The following is a 14,008-nucleotide window of genomic DNA, read 5'->3' on the forward strand; positions in this document are numbered from 1 at the left end:
CCGCCTCTTCCACGGCGATCTCGTCGAACGGGTTCATCGACATCTTCACATTGGCGATATCCACGCCGCTGCCGTCACTCTTGACGCGCACCTTCACGTTGTAATCGACCACGCGTTTCACGGGTACGAGGATCTTCAAAGTTCTATCTCCCTGGAATGTGGTTGCAGGATGAATGAAGGGATCGCGGGCGCGGGATCACGAGGGATGACGCGACGGACAGGAAGTCCGGACGAAATCTCCAACCCATGCCGCAGATCGTTCATTTTCAGATTACGCCGTCGGCGCGAAGCAGCCCGATCGCGCCCGAGTCGAGGCCGAGCGTCTGCGTCAGCACCTCGTCGGTATGCTCGCCGAGCAGCGGAGGCGGCTGGCGATACTCGACCGGCGTGGCCGACAGCCGCATCGGATTCGCGACCAATGGCACCGTGCGGGCGAGCGGATGCGCCATCTCGACTTTCAGACTTCGCGCCTGCACCTGCGGGTCGGCGAAAACGTCGGCGATCGAGTTGATCGGCCCGCAGGGGACGGACCGCGCTTCGAGCGCGGCGATCCACTCGGCGGTCGTGCGATCAACGGTGAGCTTCTTCAGCAGCGGAATCAGCACCGTCCGGTTCTTCACGCGAGCGGCGTTCGTTGCGAAGCGGGGATCGGCTGCGAGCGCCGGCTGCCCGGCTTCGGCGCAGAAACGCGCGAACTGGGCGTCGTTGCCGATCGCCAGGATCATGTACCCGTCCGCGGTCGGGAAGTCCTGATAGGGCACGATGTTCGGATGGGCGTTGCCGAGCCGCGAAGGACTCTGGCCGGTCGCGAGATAGTTCATCGCCTGGTTGGCGAGACAGGCGACCTGCACGTCGAGCAAGGCAAGATCGATGAACTGGCCTTCACCGCTGCGGTCGCGCCACGCCAGCGCGGCAAGCACCGCGTTGGTCGCATAAAGACCGGTGAGAATGTCGGTCAGCGCGACCCCGACCTTCATCGGCCCGCCGCCATCGTCGCTGTCGGGGCGCCCGGTGATGCTCATCAGCCCGCCGAGCCCCTGGATCAGGAAATCGTATCCGGCTCGCGGCGCATACGGCCCATCCTGTCCGAAGCCGGTGATCGAGCAGTAGATCAGCCGCGGATTGACCGTCTTGAGCGACTCGTAATCGAGCCCGTATTGCGCCAAGCCGCCGAGCTTGAAGTTCTCCAACACGACGTCGGACACCGCGGCCAATTCGCGCACCAGCCGCTGCCCCTCCGGGCGCGTGATGTCGATCGTGACCGAGCGCTTGTTGCGGTTCGCGCAGAGGAAATAGGCCGCAACGGCCGTCTCCTCGCCGTGCTCGTCCTTCAGCCATGGCGGGCCCCAGCTGCGGGTGTCGTCACCGGCCCCCGGGCGTTCGACCTTGATCACATCCGCGCCGAGGTCGGCGAGCATCTGCCCGGCCCACGGCCCGGCGAGGATGCGCGACAGATCGAGCACCCGGATGTGCGACAAGGCGCCTGCCATGTCACGCCCTCCAATGGTTATATGTGCAGGAACCGCATCCTAGGGTCCCCAGCGTCTGGACTCAAGCGAGATTTTCGAAACGATCCATGCGGATTGCGCACTCCGGCGGAAAATTCAGAGCACGTCTCCCGAAGCGAGGGCGAAGGTTTTCCGCCTCGCGTTCATCACGCACAGGCTTCTGCCGCAGGATGCCAGGCGACGGCCGTGCTCTTGCCCGAAACGAGCGACCTCTCCCATCGCTGCAGTTTTCGCGGCCGGTTCGGAGAGGGCGAACTCGCGCGTCGGATCCTCCCCTGCCCCCACGGACTCCCCGGCGAAAAGCGCCTCGACGTCGCCCGAGGCGTTCGCGCCGCGCGAGTGCCCGCCGAATCGACGGGGGTCCCGATCCTTACCGGGTTCGCTTCCGTTTCCGCCGGAGAGCGTTGAGCAGGATCGCGATCGTGCTGCCGTTGTGCAGCATCGCGGTCGTGATCGGCGACAGCACGCCGAGTGCGGCCGCCGCGAGGATGGCGGTGTTGAGGCCGACGGTCAGCCGATAGTTCGTCCCGATTCGCGACATCGCGGCATCGGCGAGTTCCTTCGCTTCCGCGACGCGTTCGATGTCGTCCTCGAGCAGCGCGACGTCGGCGGTGAGCCGTGCGATGTCCGCCCCTTTCTTCATCGCGATCCCGACATGCGCCCCCGAGAGCGCCGGCGCGTCGTTGATGCCGTCGCCGACGAACGCGATGCGGGCGCCCTTCGCGCTCAACTCGTCGACGATACGGACCTTGTCCTCGGGCAGGAGTTCGGCATGGAAACCGTCGAGGCCGAGCGCCGCTGCCATCTCCTCGGCGCGGTCGTGATGATCGCCGGTCAAGAGCAGGATCCGGCGGGCGCCGAGTTCGCGAAGCCGGCGAACGGTGGCCGCGCTGTTGCCGCGAACCTCGTCTTTCAACGCGATGACGCCGAGCAGCGCGCCGCCGTAGCCGATGTACAGCAGCGTTTTCCCTTCGCGGTACAGCCGGTCGACGACCTCGACGTGCGCGCCGATGTCGATCCCTTCGTCGTCCTCGATGAAATGCCGCGAGCCGACGACGATCCGCTTGCCGTTGATGACGCTGGCGACGCCGTGCGCGACGATGAATTTCACTTCCTGGTGGTCGAAGTGCTGTCCTTGCGTCGCTCTCGCTGCGGCGACGACCGCAAGCGCGAGGGGGTGGAAGTAGTGCTCCTCGACCGACGCGGCCAGGCAGATCAGGTCTTCCGCGGAGTAGGTGTTATCGAAGGCGATCGAGTCGGTGACCGTCAGCTTGCCCGCGGTGAGCGTTCCGGTCTTGTCGAAGATGAAGGTGTCCGCTTCGGCGAGCCGTTCGAGCGTGCTCGCGCCCTTGATCAGGATGCCGGACCGTCCCGCGCCGTACATTGCCGACTTGAACGCAACCGGCGTCGCGAGCTTCAGCGCGCAGGAATAGTCGGCCTGCAGCACCGACGCGGCGCGCCCCCAATCGCCGGACACGAGATACGCGAGGCCGGCGAGCCCGAGCACCGACGGCACGAGGCGGTCGGCACGGCGACACGCATTGAGTTGCGCCTCGCTCTTCGCCGTCAGGGACTGCTCGACATAGTCGGCGATGCGCGCGGCGGCAGTGTTGCGACCGACCTGCTCGGCATAAACCGACAACCGGCCCTCCTCGACGACGGTGCCCGAAAGCACGGCGTCACCGCGCGCCTTGTTCACCGCGACGCTCTCGCCCGTCATCGCGGCCTGATTCACGGTCGCTTCGCCGCCCAGCACCGTGCCGTCCACCGGGACGACCGTCCCGCTGCCGACGATCACGGTATCGCCGACGACGACATCCTCGGCGGCGATCGAGACTTCCTGCCCTTGGCGCACGACCCACACTTCGTCGCTCGCCGGCCGCAGCAGATGCTTGAGCAAGTCGTCCGAGCGCCGCGCGATCGAGTCCTCGAGATACTCGCCGAGCGCGAGCATGAAAGTGGTGGTGTTCGCGGCCGTGTAATCGCGGCGCGCGAGCGAGATCGATACGGCCAGCGCTTCGAGGACGTGCGACGACACCCCGTTCTCGCGGTAGTCCTCGAACGCGTGCTTGAAGACCGGCGTCGCCGCACTCATCGTGATCGGCAACTGCGCCGATGGCGGCAAGTATCGTGTCCCGAGAAGCGTGGCGAGGCTCGCCATCAATGGCCTCGTGTCGTTGGCCGCAGCCGCTGCCACGCGATCGGAAACGGCGGGCACGGGCAGACCGGCGACGCGGCCGACGAGTTGCTCGACTCCGGTCTCCGCGTCGGCGAAGTTGACGACGACCGAGCGTGCGGCCTGATTGACCCGCGCGCGAGTGACGCCGGGCAGGTTTTCCAGCGCCCGTTCGATCGCCTTCGGCGCAGTCGGCGCGCCGGCGCGGCAGCGATAGCGCAGGCGCACGCGTCCACGCGTCCGGTGCGCGATCTCGAGTGCGCTGAACCAAGGCCCGCCGGTCATTCCGCGCCCATGCGCTCCGCTTCGACCTCGGCCTTCAGATCGGCGACCTGTTCTTTCATTTCCTCGAAACTGCCGACCACGTTCGAGTAGAGCTTGATGCCGGTCTTGACGAGTTTGCCGCGCAATTCCTCGTCGCTCAGCACGTAGGCGGCGGCGGCGCCGACGAGCGCGCCGAGCAGGAACTGTTCGGACTGACGCGACTTCATCAGCCGCGGGAGGTCTTCGAGAAGCCGGTCGGCGCCGCGACCGCTGCCGCGACGGCGTGCGCCGGCTCCGTCCCCGTAACCGAAAAACGAAGCTCCGCGCTGGTTCTCGGCGGCGTATTCCCTATTCTTGCGCGACGCCTTTTTGTGTTTTTTCTTTCCCATTGTTCTTGCCCCCTTTCGTCGTGCGCGCCGGTTTGCGCGTCAGATAATCGATCGCGATCACGCCCGCCGCGCCACCCGCGACGGCGAGCAGCGCGCCGTTGTAGTTCCCCTTTTGCAGCGCATCGGCAGCCGAACTTCCCGCCGCCAGAGCGACGCCGCCCTGCAATGCACTTCGCAGCGCCGCCCGCGCCACTCCCGGCCGGGAAGTCCCGGCCGCCCCATCCTGAAGCGCCGCGAGCAGACCCGTGGCGACAAAACCTCGCACGAAGTTTTCGCGCAGTTCGTTCCGTCGACGCACCCGGTCGATCCTTGCTCGGCGCTTCACTGAGCGTCCTCTTCGGGCTTCTCGGTTTGCGCGCCGCTTGCGGTGGATGGCGGGCGTTTCGTGCGTGCGCGGGTGCGAGTGGTCTTCGGCTTCTGCTCCGCCGCGACGGACTCTTCCTCGCCCTGGCCCATAAAGACTGTCGCCGCCTCCGCAGCGCTATCGCCTTGCGGCTGTTCGACCGTTTCCGTCGTCCGAGGCGAGTCCGTCTCGGACCCCTCGGCATCCTCGGATCCGCGCGCCAACTTCGCGCGCAGCTCGGCCGACGTATGTTCGATTGCCGCGAGGCTGGAAACGGTCGCCTCGCGCACGCGATTTTGTGCCTTGTCGAAACCCAGGCGTGCCTTGTCGACCTTCAACAGGCGGGTGGCGACGGCGCCCCTCAGGAGGCCGGCCGCGAAGGGAAGCAGTGGGAACATGTCATCCGTCCTTTCCATTTCGGTTGAGTTGGAGCGCGCTCATCGCGAGCAGAACGCCGGACGCTGCCGGCAACGAACCCCATGGGTACCGCAGGGGCGATGGTCAACGACGGCGGAAGGGCGTCCGCGGCCGACCGGTTCGCACCGGAACGTCCTCGCCCTCTTCGCGCCGAAGATGCGCTGGAGTCACGCATCGGCGAGTTCCCGATACTTTGCGACGACGATCTGCAGCAAGGTTTCCGCCGCCGGCGAGCGCACGCCGCCGAGGAAATCCGGCCATGCGGCGGCAGGAATCATCGTCGAGTCGTATTCCAGCGTGCAGGAACGCGCGAGCAGGTTGACCTTGACCGAGCGGATACCGGGCACGCGGTCGATCGCCTTGCCGAAGCGCTTCGCACCCGCAATCGCGTCAAGCTGCGCGGCGTCGAGATCGATCTCGAGCTTCAGTCGGATCCGACCGGGAATGTGATGCGCGACCCGGAGGTAGCGGGCAAAGCTCTGAAAATATTCGAAGTCGTCCATGAGCTGTGTCGTCGAAAGGGCGAGGCGCGCACCGCCCCGTCACGCTATTTGAGCAATTGGCGGCGGTGGACCGCCATGTGAATGCCGAGGAGGGCGAGGTACACGCTGCCGGTCGCGATGTGCAGGCGCTTGTTTCCCGCCGCGGCAAGCGCGAGCGATGCGCCGAGGCTCGCCATCATCCCGAGCTTCGCGTAGCCGTTCAGCCGCCGAAGGATTGCCCGCTTCGAAAAAGGGGGGCCGCGGCGGTCACCGGAGACAAGGGTTGAGCGCGTCACGGCGGCGCGAGGGGCGCGCGGTCGAGCGGTGCTCTTCGCAGCCGGACCGGCCGGGCTCGAAGACGTCGCCCCGCGCACGGGATCTCCTTCTTCCGGAGCGAGTTCGGCAGCGGCGGCAGCCTCCACTCGAGCCTCCATCGACGAGTGGTCGATCCTCGTCGCGTCGTAGAGGAGCACCACGCTGCCGCTTTGGGTGCGCCCCTCGACCGAGCGGACGCCGTCGAATTTCGCAATCACGCCCTGCAAACGCTCGTTTGTCCGCGGCGCTCGCAGCGCGGGGTCCCGTACCCGGATACGACCGGGCAAAGCAGAGACAATTCGACTCATGCGACACTCTCGTCGGCGTGCTGTTACCGGATTATGTCAGACACGAAGATTTCGCAACCCGTTCGCTAATTGCTTTTTTCTCTTTGTGTGGACTCCCGGATCGGCGGACAGTGGCGACGATCGTGCCCATATGCTGCCGCGCGGATGCGCGCGACGCTGAATCACGCGCCGAAATCGTGCTTTCCGACGGTGACACGACGAGCGAGCAGCGCGTTCTTGCCCGGTTCGAGCAGGAACCGAACTTCGGCGCCGACTTCGATGTTCTCGAACGGCGGCCCCGTGACGTTTTCGCGGCCGAAGTACACCTCCTCGCCGGTCGCCGTCTCGATGTAGCCGTGGCCGCCGTCGACATCGAGCCGCGCGATGCGTCCGTGCTGCGGCAGCTCGTGCGCTTTCACCGCACCCCGCTGCTGCTGCACCTCATCCTCGAGGAGCCGACCGGCAGCATTGAAGGCATCACGCAGCGCGACGTAGACGTCAGCGTCGTGGTTGCGGTTGATCGCCAGCTCGTGGCCGGGAATGTGCAGGTCGATACGCACGTTGAAGCGGTGGTCGTGGTTACGATGGCCGCGCTGTTGCTCGACCGTGACGCGGCAGCTCATGATCCCTTGATGGAATGTTTCGAGCTTTTCGACCTTCCCGCGGATCCGCGCTTCGATCGCATCCGACGGGTCGAGTCCATGAAAGACGATTTGCAGTGGAAGTTGCATGTCCGGTCACCTCATCGATTGAGTGCGGGGTCTTCTATCCTCTTCGGCGCCTCGACGGCAGGTCGTGCGGCGGCAAAACCTCGGCGACATTCCGGGGTCTATCCCGCCAGCCGTGCGAACTCGAGGGCCGCAAGCGGGCGTGCACGAGTTACACACAGATGTCGATCCGTCCCCGTCGAGGGTGGATCGAATCGCGACCATCGACCGGCATGATTCGCTCCCCTTCGCATCGCGACGGGGCTCCGTCCGGTACTGGCCGCCGTACACCGTCGCATTCGGGAAAAGCACGTCTCCCGAGACGTTTCGCGCGCCGCTCCCCGAAACCTTCGCGCAGCAATTCGCGTACCCCTTTTCACTCGTGATCCGGCCGCCCTTTGCGATACAGCGCGCGCAGTTCGTCCTTCGCGGCTTCGAGGCAGCGACGGCGCTCCGCGGGGAGTTTTCGGCCCGCGCGATTGATGTAGAAATTCAGCATCGACATCGCCGAGCGGAAAGGACTCGACTTGCGCCGGTCGCTCGCCTTCGCCGAGCGCTGTAGCGAGCGGGCGATTTCACGCGGGTCGGTAAGGGAAAACAGGCCCGCTTCGAGGTCGAGCATCAACCTGCAGAACGCGCCGGGGACGCCGATGCGGGTGTCGGCGCTCGTCCTCGGCGGCACCGATCAGCAGACACCACTCGCCGGTGCGACGGTCGAGCTGTGGCATGCCGACAGCGGCGGCCAGTACCATCCTCACGACGACGGCGACATCTCGCAGTACCGGCGCGACCAAATCAATCTGCGCGGACAGTCCACCTGCGGCACCGACGGCCGGACCAGCTTTCGCAGCATCGTGCCCGCGCATTACGGCAACCGCCGCCGCCACCTGCACTGGCGGATCACCGCACCCGGCCACCCGCCGCTCGTCACCCAAACCTACTGGCGGGACGAAAAAGGGACGCCGTACGAACGCAGCGATCCCGTCGACCGCAATCCGGAAGAATGCCGTTGGGTCGAATTCCGCGACGACGCCGGCACTGTGGTCGGAGAAATCGCTTTCATCCTTGCGGCCGCGCGCTGACGCGTCCGACGCGGGAAGTCACAGCTGCGACTTCAGCGGCCGCACGAGCTTCTCGATCAGCTTCTCCTTCAGCGGCCGCTGCCGCCATGTTTCGTAGGTGTAGCGCCGCGCCCGTTCGAGATCGCTTTCGAACACCCGGGTCAATTCGTCGGCGAACGCGCGATCGTAGAGATTGACGCTCGCCTCGTCGTTGAGCCGGAAGGAGCGGATGTCGAAATTTGTCGATCCGACGGAGACGAGTTCCCGATCGACGACGAGCAGCTTGGTGTGCAGCATCGTCGGCTGATATTCGTGGATCTCGATCCCCGCCTGCAGCAGAGGCCCCCAGCCTGCTTTCGACGCGGACCGCACTGCTTCCGAATCGATGTGCGGCCCGGGCAGCAGGACGCGGATGCGCACCCCGCGCTCGCGAGCCGCGATCAACTCGTCGACGATCAACGCGTCGGGCACGAAATACGACGCCGCGAGGTCGATCGAATGCTTCGCGGCGCTCACCGCCATCATGTACATCAGGTGCATGCTCTCGCTGCCGCTCGCGGGCGAGGCGATGAAGAGGTGCGCATCGACGTCGCCGACCGGTGAAAGCGCCGGGAAATACGCATGACCGTGGAGCACCTCGCCCGTCGTCTTGATCCAGTTGTCGTTGAACGCGGCCTGCATCTGCGCAACGGCCGGGCCTTCGATGCGGAAATGCGACTCGCGCCAATGCTCGGGATCCTGCGCATGCCCAAGCCACTGATCGGCGATGCCGACCCCGCCGGTGAAGCCGATGCGACCGTCGACGACTAGCAGCTTGCGGTGCGTGCGGTTGTTGATGCGGTCGAGCGAGTACCAGCGCAATGGCCGGTAGCGGTGAATCCGCACGCCGGCCTGCTCCATGCGCTGCAACAGCTTTTCGTCCATCTTCACGCTGCCCGCCCAGTCGATGACGACGTTGACCGGAATGCCGGCGCGGGCGCGCTCGGACAGCGCCTCGGTGAACTCCTTGCCGATCTCGCCCGACCAGTAGATATAGGTTTCGAACGTGATCGACGTCTTCGCGCCGCGAATCGCATCGAGCATCGCCGGAAAGATTTCGTCGCCGTTCTGCAGCGCGACGACGCGGTTTCCGCCGATGATCGCGGGCCCGAGCATCACCGACATTTCGCGGCGAAACTGCGGATCCTCGATCGAATAACGGTGCGGGAGCGTCTGCTCGAGCTTCTTCTCCGGCGCCGACAGGTTCATCAGCAACAGCGCCGCGATTGCGGTGACCAGCACGGCGACAACGGCGGTCCAGATCATGCGTTTGCGCGTCCATTCGTTCGACATGCAACGATTTCCCGGTGGTGGGGCCGACCCCGTTCCCGCGCGACTTCACACGACCGCGGCGCGCTTCCCGTTTCGCGGCCCTCGCCTCTGCGCACCCGCGCGGCATCCCGTTCCCGTCTTGTATCATTCGGCCTCTGGCGGCGGAAAGCCCCGGCCGGTGGGAAATTGGACCACAAAAAGCGGCGCTGAGGCGATGCGGTGGACGTTCGCGGCCGCGGCTCTCCGGTGCTGCACTGCGAACGAAGCGGCATCGCCGCGCGCTGACGGAAAGCTGCGCGCGACGCCGTTCGATCCGGGCCTTTCGATTGCAGCGTCTCCCCGTTCACGAACGGCTGCTCGACGACGTCTCCAAAGGCGAGCCGCTCGATCTCCAACCAGCCGCGCGAAGCCAGGTGCTCGCGGACGGCCGCAGAAGGAAAATCCGATGGCCGCGTCCAGCTTGCTCGCCCTGATCGACGACATCGCGACGGTGCTCGACGACGTCTCGGTGCTCGCCAAAGTCGCGACGAAAAAGACCGCCGGCGTGCTCGGCGACGACCTCGCGCTGAACGCGCAGCAGGTCACCGGATTGACTGCGGATCGGGAGTTGCCGGTCGTCTGGGCGGTCGCGAAGGGATCCTTGCGCAACAAGGCGATCCTGGTACCGGCCGCGCTCGCGATCAGCGCCTTCGCACCGTGGGCGGTCACGCCGCTGCTGATGGTCGGCGGCGCCTTCCTCTGTTACGAAGGCTTCGAGAAGCTCGCGCACAAGTACCTGCACAGCTCCGCGGAGGACAGCAAGCACCGCGCCGACCTCGTCGAGGCGATGGCCGATCCGGCAGTCGACCTCGTCGCGTTCGAGCGCGAAAAGATCCGCGGCGCGGTCCGGACCGACTTCATCCTCTCGGCCGAAATCATCGCGATCACGCTCGGCACCGTCCAGAACGCAGCCTTCGCGATCCAGGTCGCCGTGCTCGTCGGCATCGCGCTACTGATGACGGTAGGCGTCTATGGCTTCGTCGCCGGGATCGTCAAACTCGACGACGCCGGCCTGTATCTCAGTCGACAGCCCGGCGAAGGCGCGCCCGCGCGATTGAAGCGCGCATCGGGAGCGGCGATCCTGAAAGCCGCACCGTGGCTGATGAAGGGGTTGTCCGTGGCCGGCACGGCCGCGATGTTCCTGGTCGGCGGCGGCATCCTCGCGCATGGCGTGCCAGCGGTGGGTCACGCCATCGAAGCGCTCGCGGACCGCGCAGGGGATTTTCCGGCAGTCGGCGCGGTGCTGCAGGCGCTCACGCCGCTCCTGCTCAACGCCGGCGTCGGGGTGCTGGCGGGGGCCGTCGTCGTCGGGGGGGTGACGCTGCTGCAAAGGATGCGACGCGACACGCAGGTTTCGAGCGGACAGACCTGAAGATCAGGCGCGCGCGACCCACGTCGAAGCAATGGAAACGGCCGCGGGTCGCACCGCGTCACCCACGCTTTCCCCCGGCCGCGATGCAGCGCACGATTCGCCCGACCCTGCAGGAGTGACGAAAATATCGAATCGCCTGGAAAAACACGCCGTCCGCCTGGATCTCGCCGAAGACGCGCTCGTGCACGAGAACCTCTCCGGCGCCGCCTTCGTCGGCGAATTCTTGTGGGTGGCGAGCGATGAAGCCTGTGGCGTCGAACGGCTGGAACGGCTCGCGCCGGTCGGCGACGAATCGCTGCGCTTCGGGGCGCCGACGAACTTCCCGCTCGCCGACCTCCTCGATCTGCCCGGCGAAGCCGACGCGGAAGCCGATCTCGAAGGCCTCGCGGTGCACGACGGATATCTGTGGGTCGTCGGCTCGCACGGCCTGAAGCGCAAGAACGCGAAAACCGGGCGCGACAATGCGAGCAATGCGAAGCAGCTCACGCAGCTGAAACTGGACGCCAATCGCAGGCTGCTCGCGCGGCTGCCGCTCGACGAGGACGACGCGGGGCGCCCGACCTTGTCGCGACAAACCGCCGACGGGCGACGCGCGGCACGGTTGCGGGGCGACGCGACCGCGAACGAGCTCACCCGCCTGCTCGCCGACGACCCGCATTTCGGCGCCTTTCTGTCGATTCCCGGCAAGGACAACGGCTTCGACATCGAGGGCCTGGCGGTCTTCGGCAATCGGTTGCTGCTCGGCCTGCGCGGACCAGTGTTGCGCGGCTGGGCCGGGATGCTCGAAATCGCCGTCGAGGCCGACGGCCGCGACCTGACGCTCGCGCCGCTCGACAACCGCGGCACGAAGCTGCGCAAGCATTTCCTCGACCTCGACGGCCTCGGCGTGCGCGACCTGCACGTCGACGGCACCGACCTCTACGTGCTGGCCGGGCCGACGATGGCGCTCGACGGCGAAGTTCGCCTCTACCGCTGGCCGAACGGGCTCGACCGCGTCACCGAAAACGTCGATCCCGCAGCATTCTGGACTTCGCTGGAAACGAGCTGCGTACTGCCGCACGGGGACGGCTGCGACCGGGCGGAAGCCTTCTGCGCGCTGCCCGCGGCGCTCGCCGGCGGACAGCGCGGATGGCTGGCGTTGTACGACGCCCCGTCGCCCGACCGCCACGTGGCGCGCTATTCGGTCTTTGGGGACATCGTGCGGCGCGACTGATGCCGCCGCCACCGTTGCAGGAACGATCGGATCCGGCCCTTACCTTCAACCCGCCGCTACCGGCCGCCCAGCCTCCGCCTCCTTCGCCTCGCGAATCCTGCGAAAAAGCAGATTCAGCACTTCGTCGATCTGCTCACCCGTCATCCAGTCCTTGTCGAACAGAATGACGCCGAGGTAACGCCGGGCACGCTGCGCCAATTCGTCGTCGAGCTGGATCCGCAACGCCGACTCGAGCTGCTCTTTCGTGATGAAGCCCTTCTCGACGGCGATTTCGCCGAAGCGCGGGCAATATTTGCGGGAGATCTCCCGTTGCTGGTCCCTGTACATGGTCGTCGCGGCGCCAGCCGGTCACATCCTGTCGAGGTCCTCGATCGCGTCGATCACCATGCCGGTGCCGACGGCAATCAACAGGATGTCGCTCGCGACCCGAACGAAACGATGGCCCACCGGCGGAATGCCGAGTTCGACGACGATCGCAGGCGGCAAGTCGTAATACACGACGTCGCGCGGCAGCGGGCGCCCGACGTGCCATTTCTTCGCTTGCCCCGGCGGCATGCAGCCGTTGCCCTTCTTCGCGAGCCCCGGCGGGCAATGGCCGGAGCGGAATTCGCGCGTGTAGTACTCGCGGATGACGGTGCGGTGATGATCGTCGAAACGCACCGAATCGCGCGGGCGCTCTCGGTCGCGGTCGCGTACGTACCGATCATCCCCTCGCCGCCCGTCGCGGTCGCCGCGCCGCTCGTCATTTCCGCGCCGCTCGTCGTTTCCGCGCCGGTCGTCGTATCCACGCGCTTCATTCCTCCGGTCCTGATTTCCGCGGCGATCGTTGTCGTGTTTTTCCGGTTTTCCGCCTCCGCCTCCCGCCCAGTCGGGTTTGTCGGCGGCTACCGGGCCGACCGCAAGGATCGTCACGCATCCCGCGAAAAACGCGCGCGCAGCCGCTCTGCGCAAGTGCTCAACGTGCATCATCCGTCTCCAAGAAAAGCCTCGACACCGCCGCCCCCGAAAGGCCGCGAACCGGGCGCACTACCGTACAACCCGGAAGCGGAGCATACCAATCATTTGTCCTGCTTCCGTCATTACCATTACCTGCCAGCGGCCAACAGGATCCGGCGGGAAATTCCGTTTGTGCGTCCAGGCGCGATACCCCGCCTCGCGCCCGCCCCGGATGTCGAGCGGAATCTGGTCGACGACCGCCCCGTCATGCACCCAGACGTGGCGTATCCGTTCGTCCAGTCCTCGCGGCGCCCGGATCGCGGTGAAGGCGAAGAGCCCGTTCGCCTCGAGCTGGGCCGTCGTCACCGTCGCAAGACTCTCGTCCGGCGAGCGCTCGCTCATCGTCCCGGTGACCGCGACGTCGGTCAGCCACAGCGTCGCCGGCGGCACCGATCCGCGGGCGAACCAGCCGACGATTCCGAGCGCAAGCGTGAGGGCGATCAGCGCGGGCCACCGCCACTTGACGGCCGGGGGGACGGTCCGCAGCAGGCTCGGAACGGATAGCAGCACCGCCGCCCCCAGCGCGAGCTTGTAGCTCTCGGGCGTCGCCAGCTGAAAGATGATCGGCAGCGCGACGAGCAGGACCGCGAACAGCGTCAGCGCGTGGTACGCGAGATACATCCAGCGACGCGCCGCGAGCCAGCGGAAATAGATCGGATCGAGAATCGCGACGAGTGCCGATGCGAGCAGCAGCCCGGAAAACACGAGCTGCTCGCTGTTCCACGCGGTGGTCACGTAGAAGAACGGCAGCACGAAGAAGAGGCTTTCCTGATGGATCAGCTGCGTCGCGTAGCGCAGCAGGCCGGCCGGCATTTCGAGGCCGAACCAGCGGACGAGCCCGCGGTTCAGGACGTTTTCGAGCGTGAGCCACATCCAGCTCACGAGCATCAGCACCGGAATGACCCGCGCGAAATTGTCCTGCCGATCCACGAGCACGAAGCTCGCGACGCCCGAGACGAAACCGAACAACGCGACGAGTTTCGGATGGCGCTGCACGAATGCGAGAGCAAACAGCGCGATGCGTTGCAGCGGGGAAAAGAAGCGATTCGAACCGAGGGACTGGAGTCTTTCCAAGGGACGCATGGATTTGCGGAAGGGACTGCTGTTGCGGCCGCTTTCTTGTAGGGG

16 protein-coding genes and 1 pseudogene are annotated in these 14,008 nt (G+C 66.2%); 3 read left to right on the forward strand and 14 right to left on the reverse strand.

Annotated elements, in window-relative coordinates:
- The 10 genes and pseudogenes from ROZ37_RS17740 to ROZ37_RS17785 all read right to left on the reverse strand — a co-directional run.
- Positions 1–139 (reverse strand): annotated as a pseudogene (locus tag ROZ37_RS17740) (electron transfer flavoprotein subunit beta/FixA family protein); the annotation flags it as partial.
- Positions 140–266: 127 nt separating this feature from the next.
- Positions 267–1,490 (reverse strand): CaiB/BaiF CoA-transferase family protein, encoded by a 1,224-nt coding sequence (locus ROZ37_RS17745; protein WP_312661345.1) that lies wholly within the window; start codon positions 1,488–1,490, stop codon positions 267–269.
- Positions 1,491–1,878: 388 nt separating this feature from the next.
- A complete protein-coding gene (locus ROZ37_RS17750; protein WP_312661346.1) occupies positions 1,879–3,969 on the reverse strand; it encodes a heavy metal translocating P-type ATPase in 2,091 nt (696 codons plus the stop codon).
- Entirely contained in the window at positions 3,966–4,337 is a 372-nt protein-coding gene (locus ROZ37_RS17755) for a hypothetical protein (protein ID WP_312661347.1), read from the reverse strand. Before ROZ37_RS17755 ends, ROZ37_RS17750 begins: the two co-directional genes overlap by 4 nt.
- Positions 4,297–4,662 carry a hypothetical protein gene (locus ROZ37_RS17760; RefSeq protein WP_312661348.1) on the reverse strand — a complete coding sequence of 122 codons (366 nt, stop codon included), beginning with the start codon at positions 4,660–4,662 and terminating at the stop codon, positions 4,297–4,299. The genes ROZ37_RS17755 and ROZ37_RS17760 overlap by 41 nt, the downstream gene beginning before the upstream one ends.
- Entirely contained in the window at positions 4,659–5,078 is a 420-nt protein-coding gene (locus ROZ37_RS17765) for a hypothetical protein (RefSeq protein WP_312661349.1), read from the reverse strand. The genes ROZ37_RS17760 and ROZ37_RS17765 overlap by 4 nt, the downstream gene beginning before the upstream one ends.
- A 186-nt stretch (positions 5,079–5,264) precedes the next feature.
- Positions 5,265–5,600: an HMA2 domain-containing protein gene (locus ROZ37_RS17770; RefSeq protein ID WP_312661350.1), complete on the reverse strand. Its 336-nt coding sequence runs from the start codon at positions 5,598–5,600 to the stop codon at positions 5,265–5,267.
- Positions 5,601–5,644: 44 nt separating this feature from the next.
- On the reverse strand, positions 5,645–6,202 hold the full coding sequence (locus tag ROZ37_RS17775) for an HMA2 domain-containing protein (RefSeq protein WP_312661351.1): 558 nt from the start codon (positions 6,200–6,202) through the stop codon (positions 5,645–5,647).
- 161 nt (positions 6,203–6,363) lie between these two features.
- Positions 6,364–6,912, reverse strand: a complete 549-nt coding sequence (locus tag ROZ37_RS17780; protein WP_312661352.1) for an HPF/RaiA family ribosome-associated protein — start codon at positions 6,910–6,912, stop codon at positions 6,364–6,366.
- A 352-nt stretch (positions 6,913–7,264) separates the two neighbouring features.
- Positions 7,265–7,510 carry a DUF3175 domain-containing protein gene (locus ROZ37_RS17785; RefSeq protein WP_312661354.1) on the reverse strand — a complete coding sequence of 82 codons (246 nt, stop codon included), beginning with the start codon at positions 7,508–7,510 and terminating at the stop codon, positions 7,265–7,267.
- Here ROZ37_RS17785 and ROZ37_RS17790 point away from each other — a divergent pair.
- Positions 7,416–7,970 (forward strand): hypothetical protein, encoded by a 555-nt coding sequence (locus ROZ37_RS17790; protein WP_312661355.1) that lies wholly within the window; start codon positions 7,416–7,418, stop codon positions 7,968–7,970. The genes ROZ37_RS17785 and ROZ37_RS17790 overlap by 95 nt on opposite strands.
- An 18-nt stretch (positions 7,971–7,988) precedes the next feature.
- On the opposite strand, the gene ROZ37_RS17795 is transcribed toward ROZ37_RS17790, so the two are convergent.
- Positions 7,989–9,281, reverse strand: a complete 1,293-nt coding sequence (locus tag ROZ37_RS17795; RefSeq protein WP_312661357.1) for a phospholipase D-like domain-containing protein — start codon at positions 9,279–9,281, stop codon at positions 7,989–7,991.
- Positions 9,282–9,705: 424 nt separating this feature from the next.
- On the opposite strand from ROZ37_RS17795, the gene ROZ37_RS17800 reads away from it, so the two are divergent.
- Positions 9,706–10,671 carry a DUF808 domain-containing protein gene (locus tag ROZ37_RS17800; protein ID WP_312661359.1) on the forward strand — a complete coding sequence of 322 codons (966 nt, stop codon included), beginning with the start codon at positions 9,706–9,708 and terminating at the stop codon, positions 10,669–10,671.
- Positions 10,672–10,786: 115 nt separating this feature from the next.
- Complete coding sequence (locus ROZ37_RS17805; RefSeq protein ID WP_312661360.1) at positions 10,787–11,884, forward strand: DUF3616 domain-containing protein; 1,098 nt, start codon at positions 10,787–10,789, stop codon at positions 11,882–11,884.
- Positions 11,885–11,929: 45 nt separating this feature from the next.
- On the opposite strand, the gene ROZ37_RS17810 is transcribed toward ROZ37_RS17805, so the two are convergent.
- From ROZ37_RS17810 to ROZ37_RS17820, 3 genes are all read right to left on the reverse strand, one after another.
- Positions 11,930–12,211, reverse strand: a complete 282-nt coding sequence (locus ROZ37_RS17810; RefSeq protein ID WP_312661362.1) for a hypothetical protein — start codon at positions 12,209–12,211, stop codon at positions 11,930–11,932.
- 21 nt (positions 12,212–12,232) lie between these two features.
- A complete protein-coding gene (locus ROZ37_RS17815) occupies positions 12,233–12,544 on the reverse strand; it encodes a hypothetical protein (RefSeq protein ID WP_312661363.1) in 312 nt (103 codons plus the stop codon).
- A gap of 366 nt (positions 12,545–12,910) precedes the next feature.
- Positions 12,911–13,954, reverse strand: a complete 1,044-nt coding sequence (locus ROZ37_RS17820; protein ID WP_312661364.1) for a DUF5924 family protein — start codon at positions 13,952–13,954, stop codon at positions 12,911–12,913.
- Between the last annotated feature and the right edge of the window lie 54 nt (positions 13,955–14,008).

It is taken from the genome of Aromatoleum sp. (assembly GCF_032027225.1).
In the GTDB taxonomy this organism is placed as follows: Bacteria; Pseudomonadota; Gammaproteobacteria; order Burkholderiales; family Rhodocyclaceae; genus Aromatoleum.

What these genes read in the sequence shown, in the direction of transcription:
- ROZ37_RS17745 (WP_312661345.1), bottom strand. Translation starts at nt 1,490, where the DNA reads ATGGCAGGCGCCTTGTCGCACATCCGGGTGCTCGATCTGTCGCGCATC.
- ROZ37_RS17750 (WP_312661346.1), bottom strand. Translation starts at nt 3,969, where the DNA reads ATGACCGGCGGGCCTTGGTTCAGCGCACTCGAGATCGCGCACCGGACG.
- ROZ37_RS17755 (WP_312661347.1), bottom strand. Translation starts at nt 4,337, where the DNA reads ATGGGAAAGAAAAAACACAAAAAGGCGTCGCGCAAGAATAGGGAATAC.
- ROZ37_RS17765 (WP_312661349.1), bottom strand. Translation starts at nt 5,078, where the DNA reads ATGTTCCCACTGCTTCCCTTCGCGGCCGGCCTCCTGAGGGGCGCCGTC.
- ROZ37_RS17770 (WP_312661350.1), bottom strand. Translation starts at nt 5,600, where the DNA reads ATGGACGACTTCGAATATTTTCAGAGCTTTGCCCGCTACCTCCGGGTC.
- ROZ37_RS17775 (WP_312661351.1), bottom strand. Translation starts at nt 6,202, where the DNA reads ATGAGTCGAATTGTCTCTGCTTTGCCCGGTCGTATCCGGGTACGGGAC.
- ROZ37_RS17780 (WP_312661352.1), bottom strand. Translation starts at nt 6,912, where the DNA reads ATGCAACTTCCACTGCAAATCGTCTTTCATGGACTCGACCCGTCGGAT.
- ROZ37_RS17785 (WP_312661354.1), bottom strand. Translation starts at nt 7,510, where the DNA reads ATGCTCGACCTCGAAGCGGGCCTGTTTTCCCTTACCGACCCGCGTGAA.
- ROZ37_RS17795 (WP_312661357.1), bottom strand. Translation starts at nt 9,281, where the DNA reads ATGTCGAACGAATGGACGCGCAAACGCATGATCTGGACCGCCGTTGTC.
- ROZ37_RS17800 (WP_312661359.1), top strand. Translation starts at nt 9,706, where the DNA reads ATGGCCGCGTCCAGCTTGCTCGCCCTGATCGACGACATCGCGACGGTG.
- ROZ37_RS17810 (WP_312661362.1), bottom strand. Translation starts at nt 12,211, where the DNA reads ATGTACAGGGACCAGCAACGGGAGATCTCCCGCAAATATTGCCCGCGC.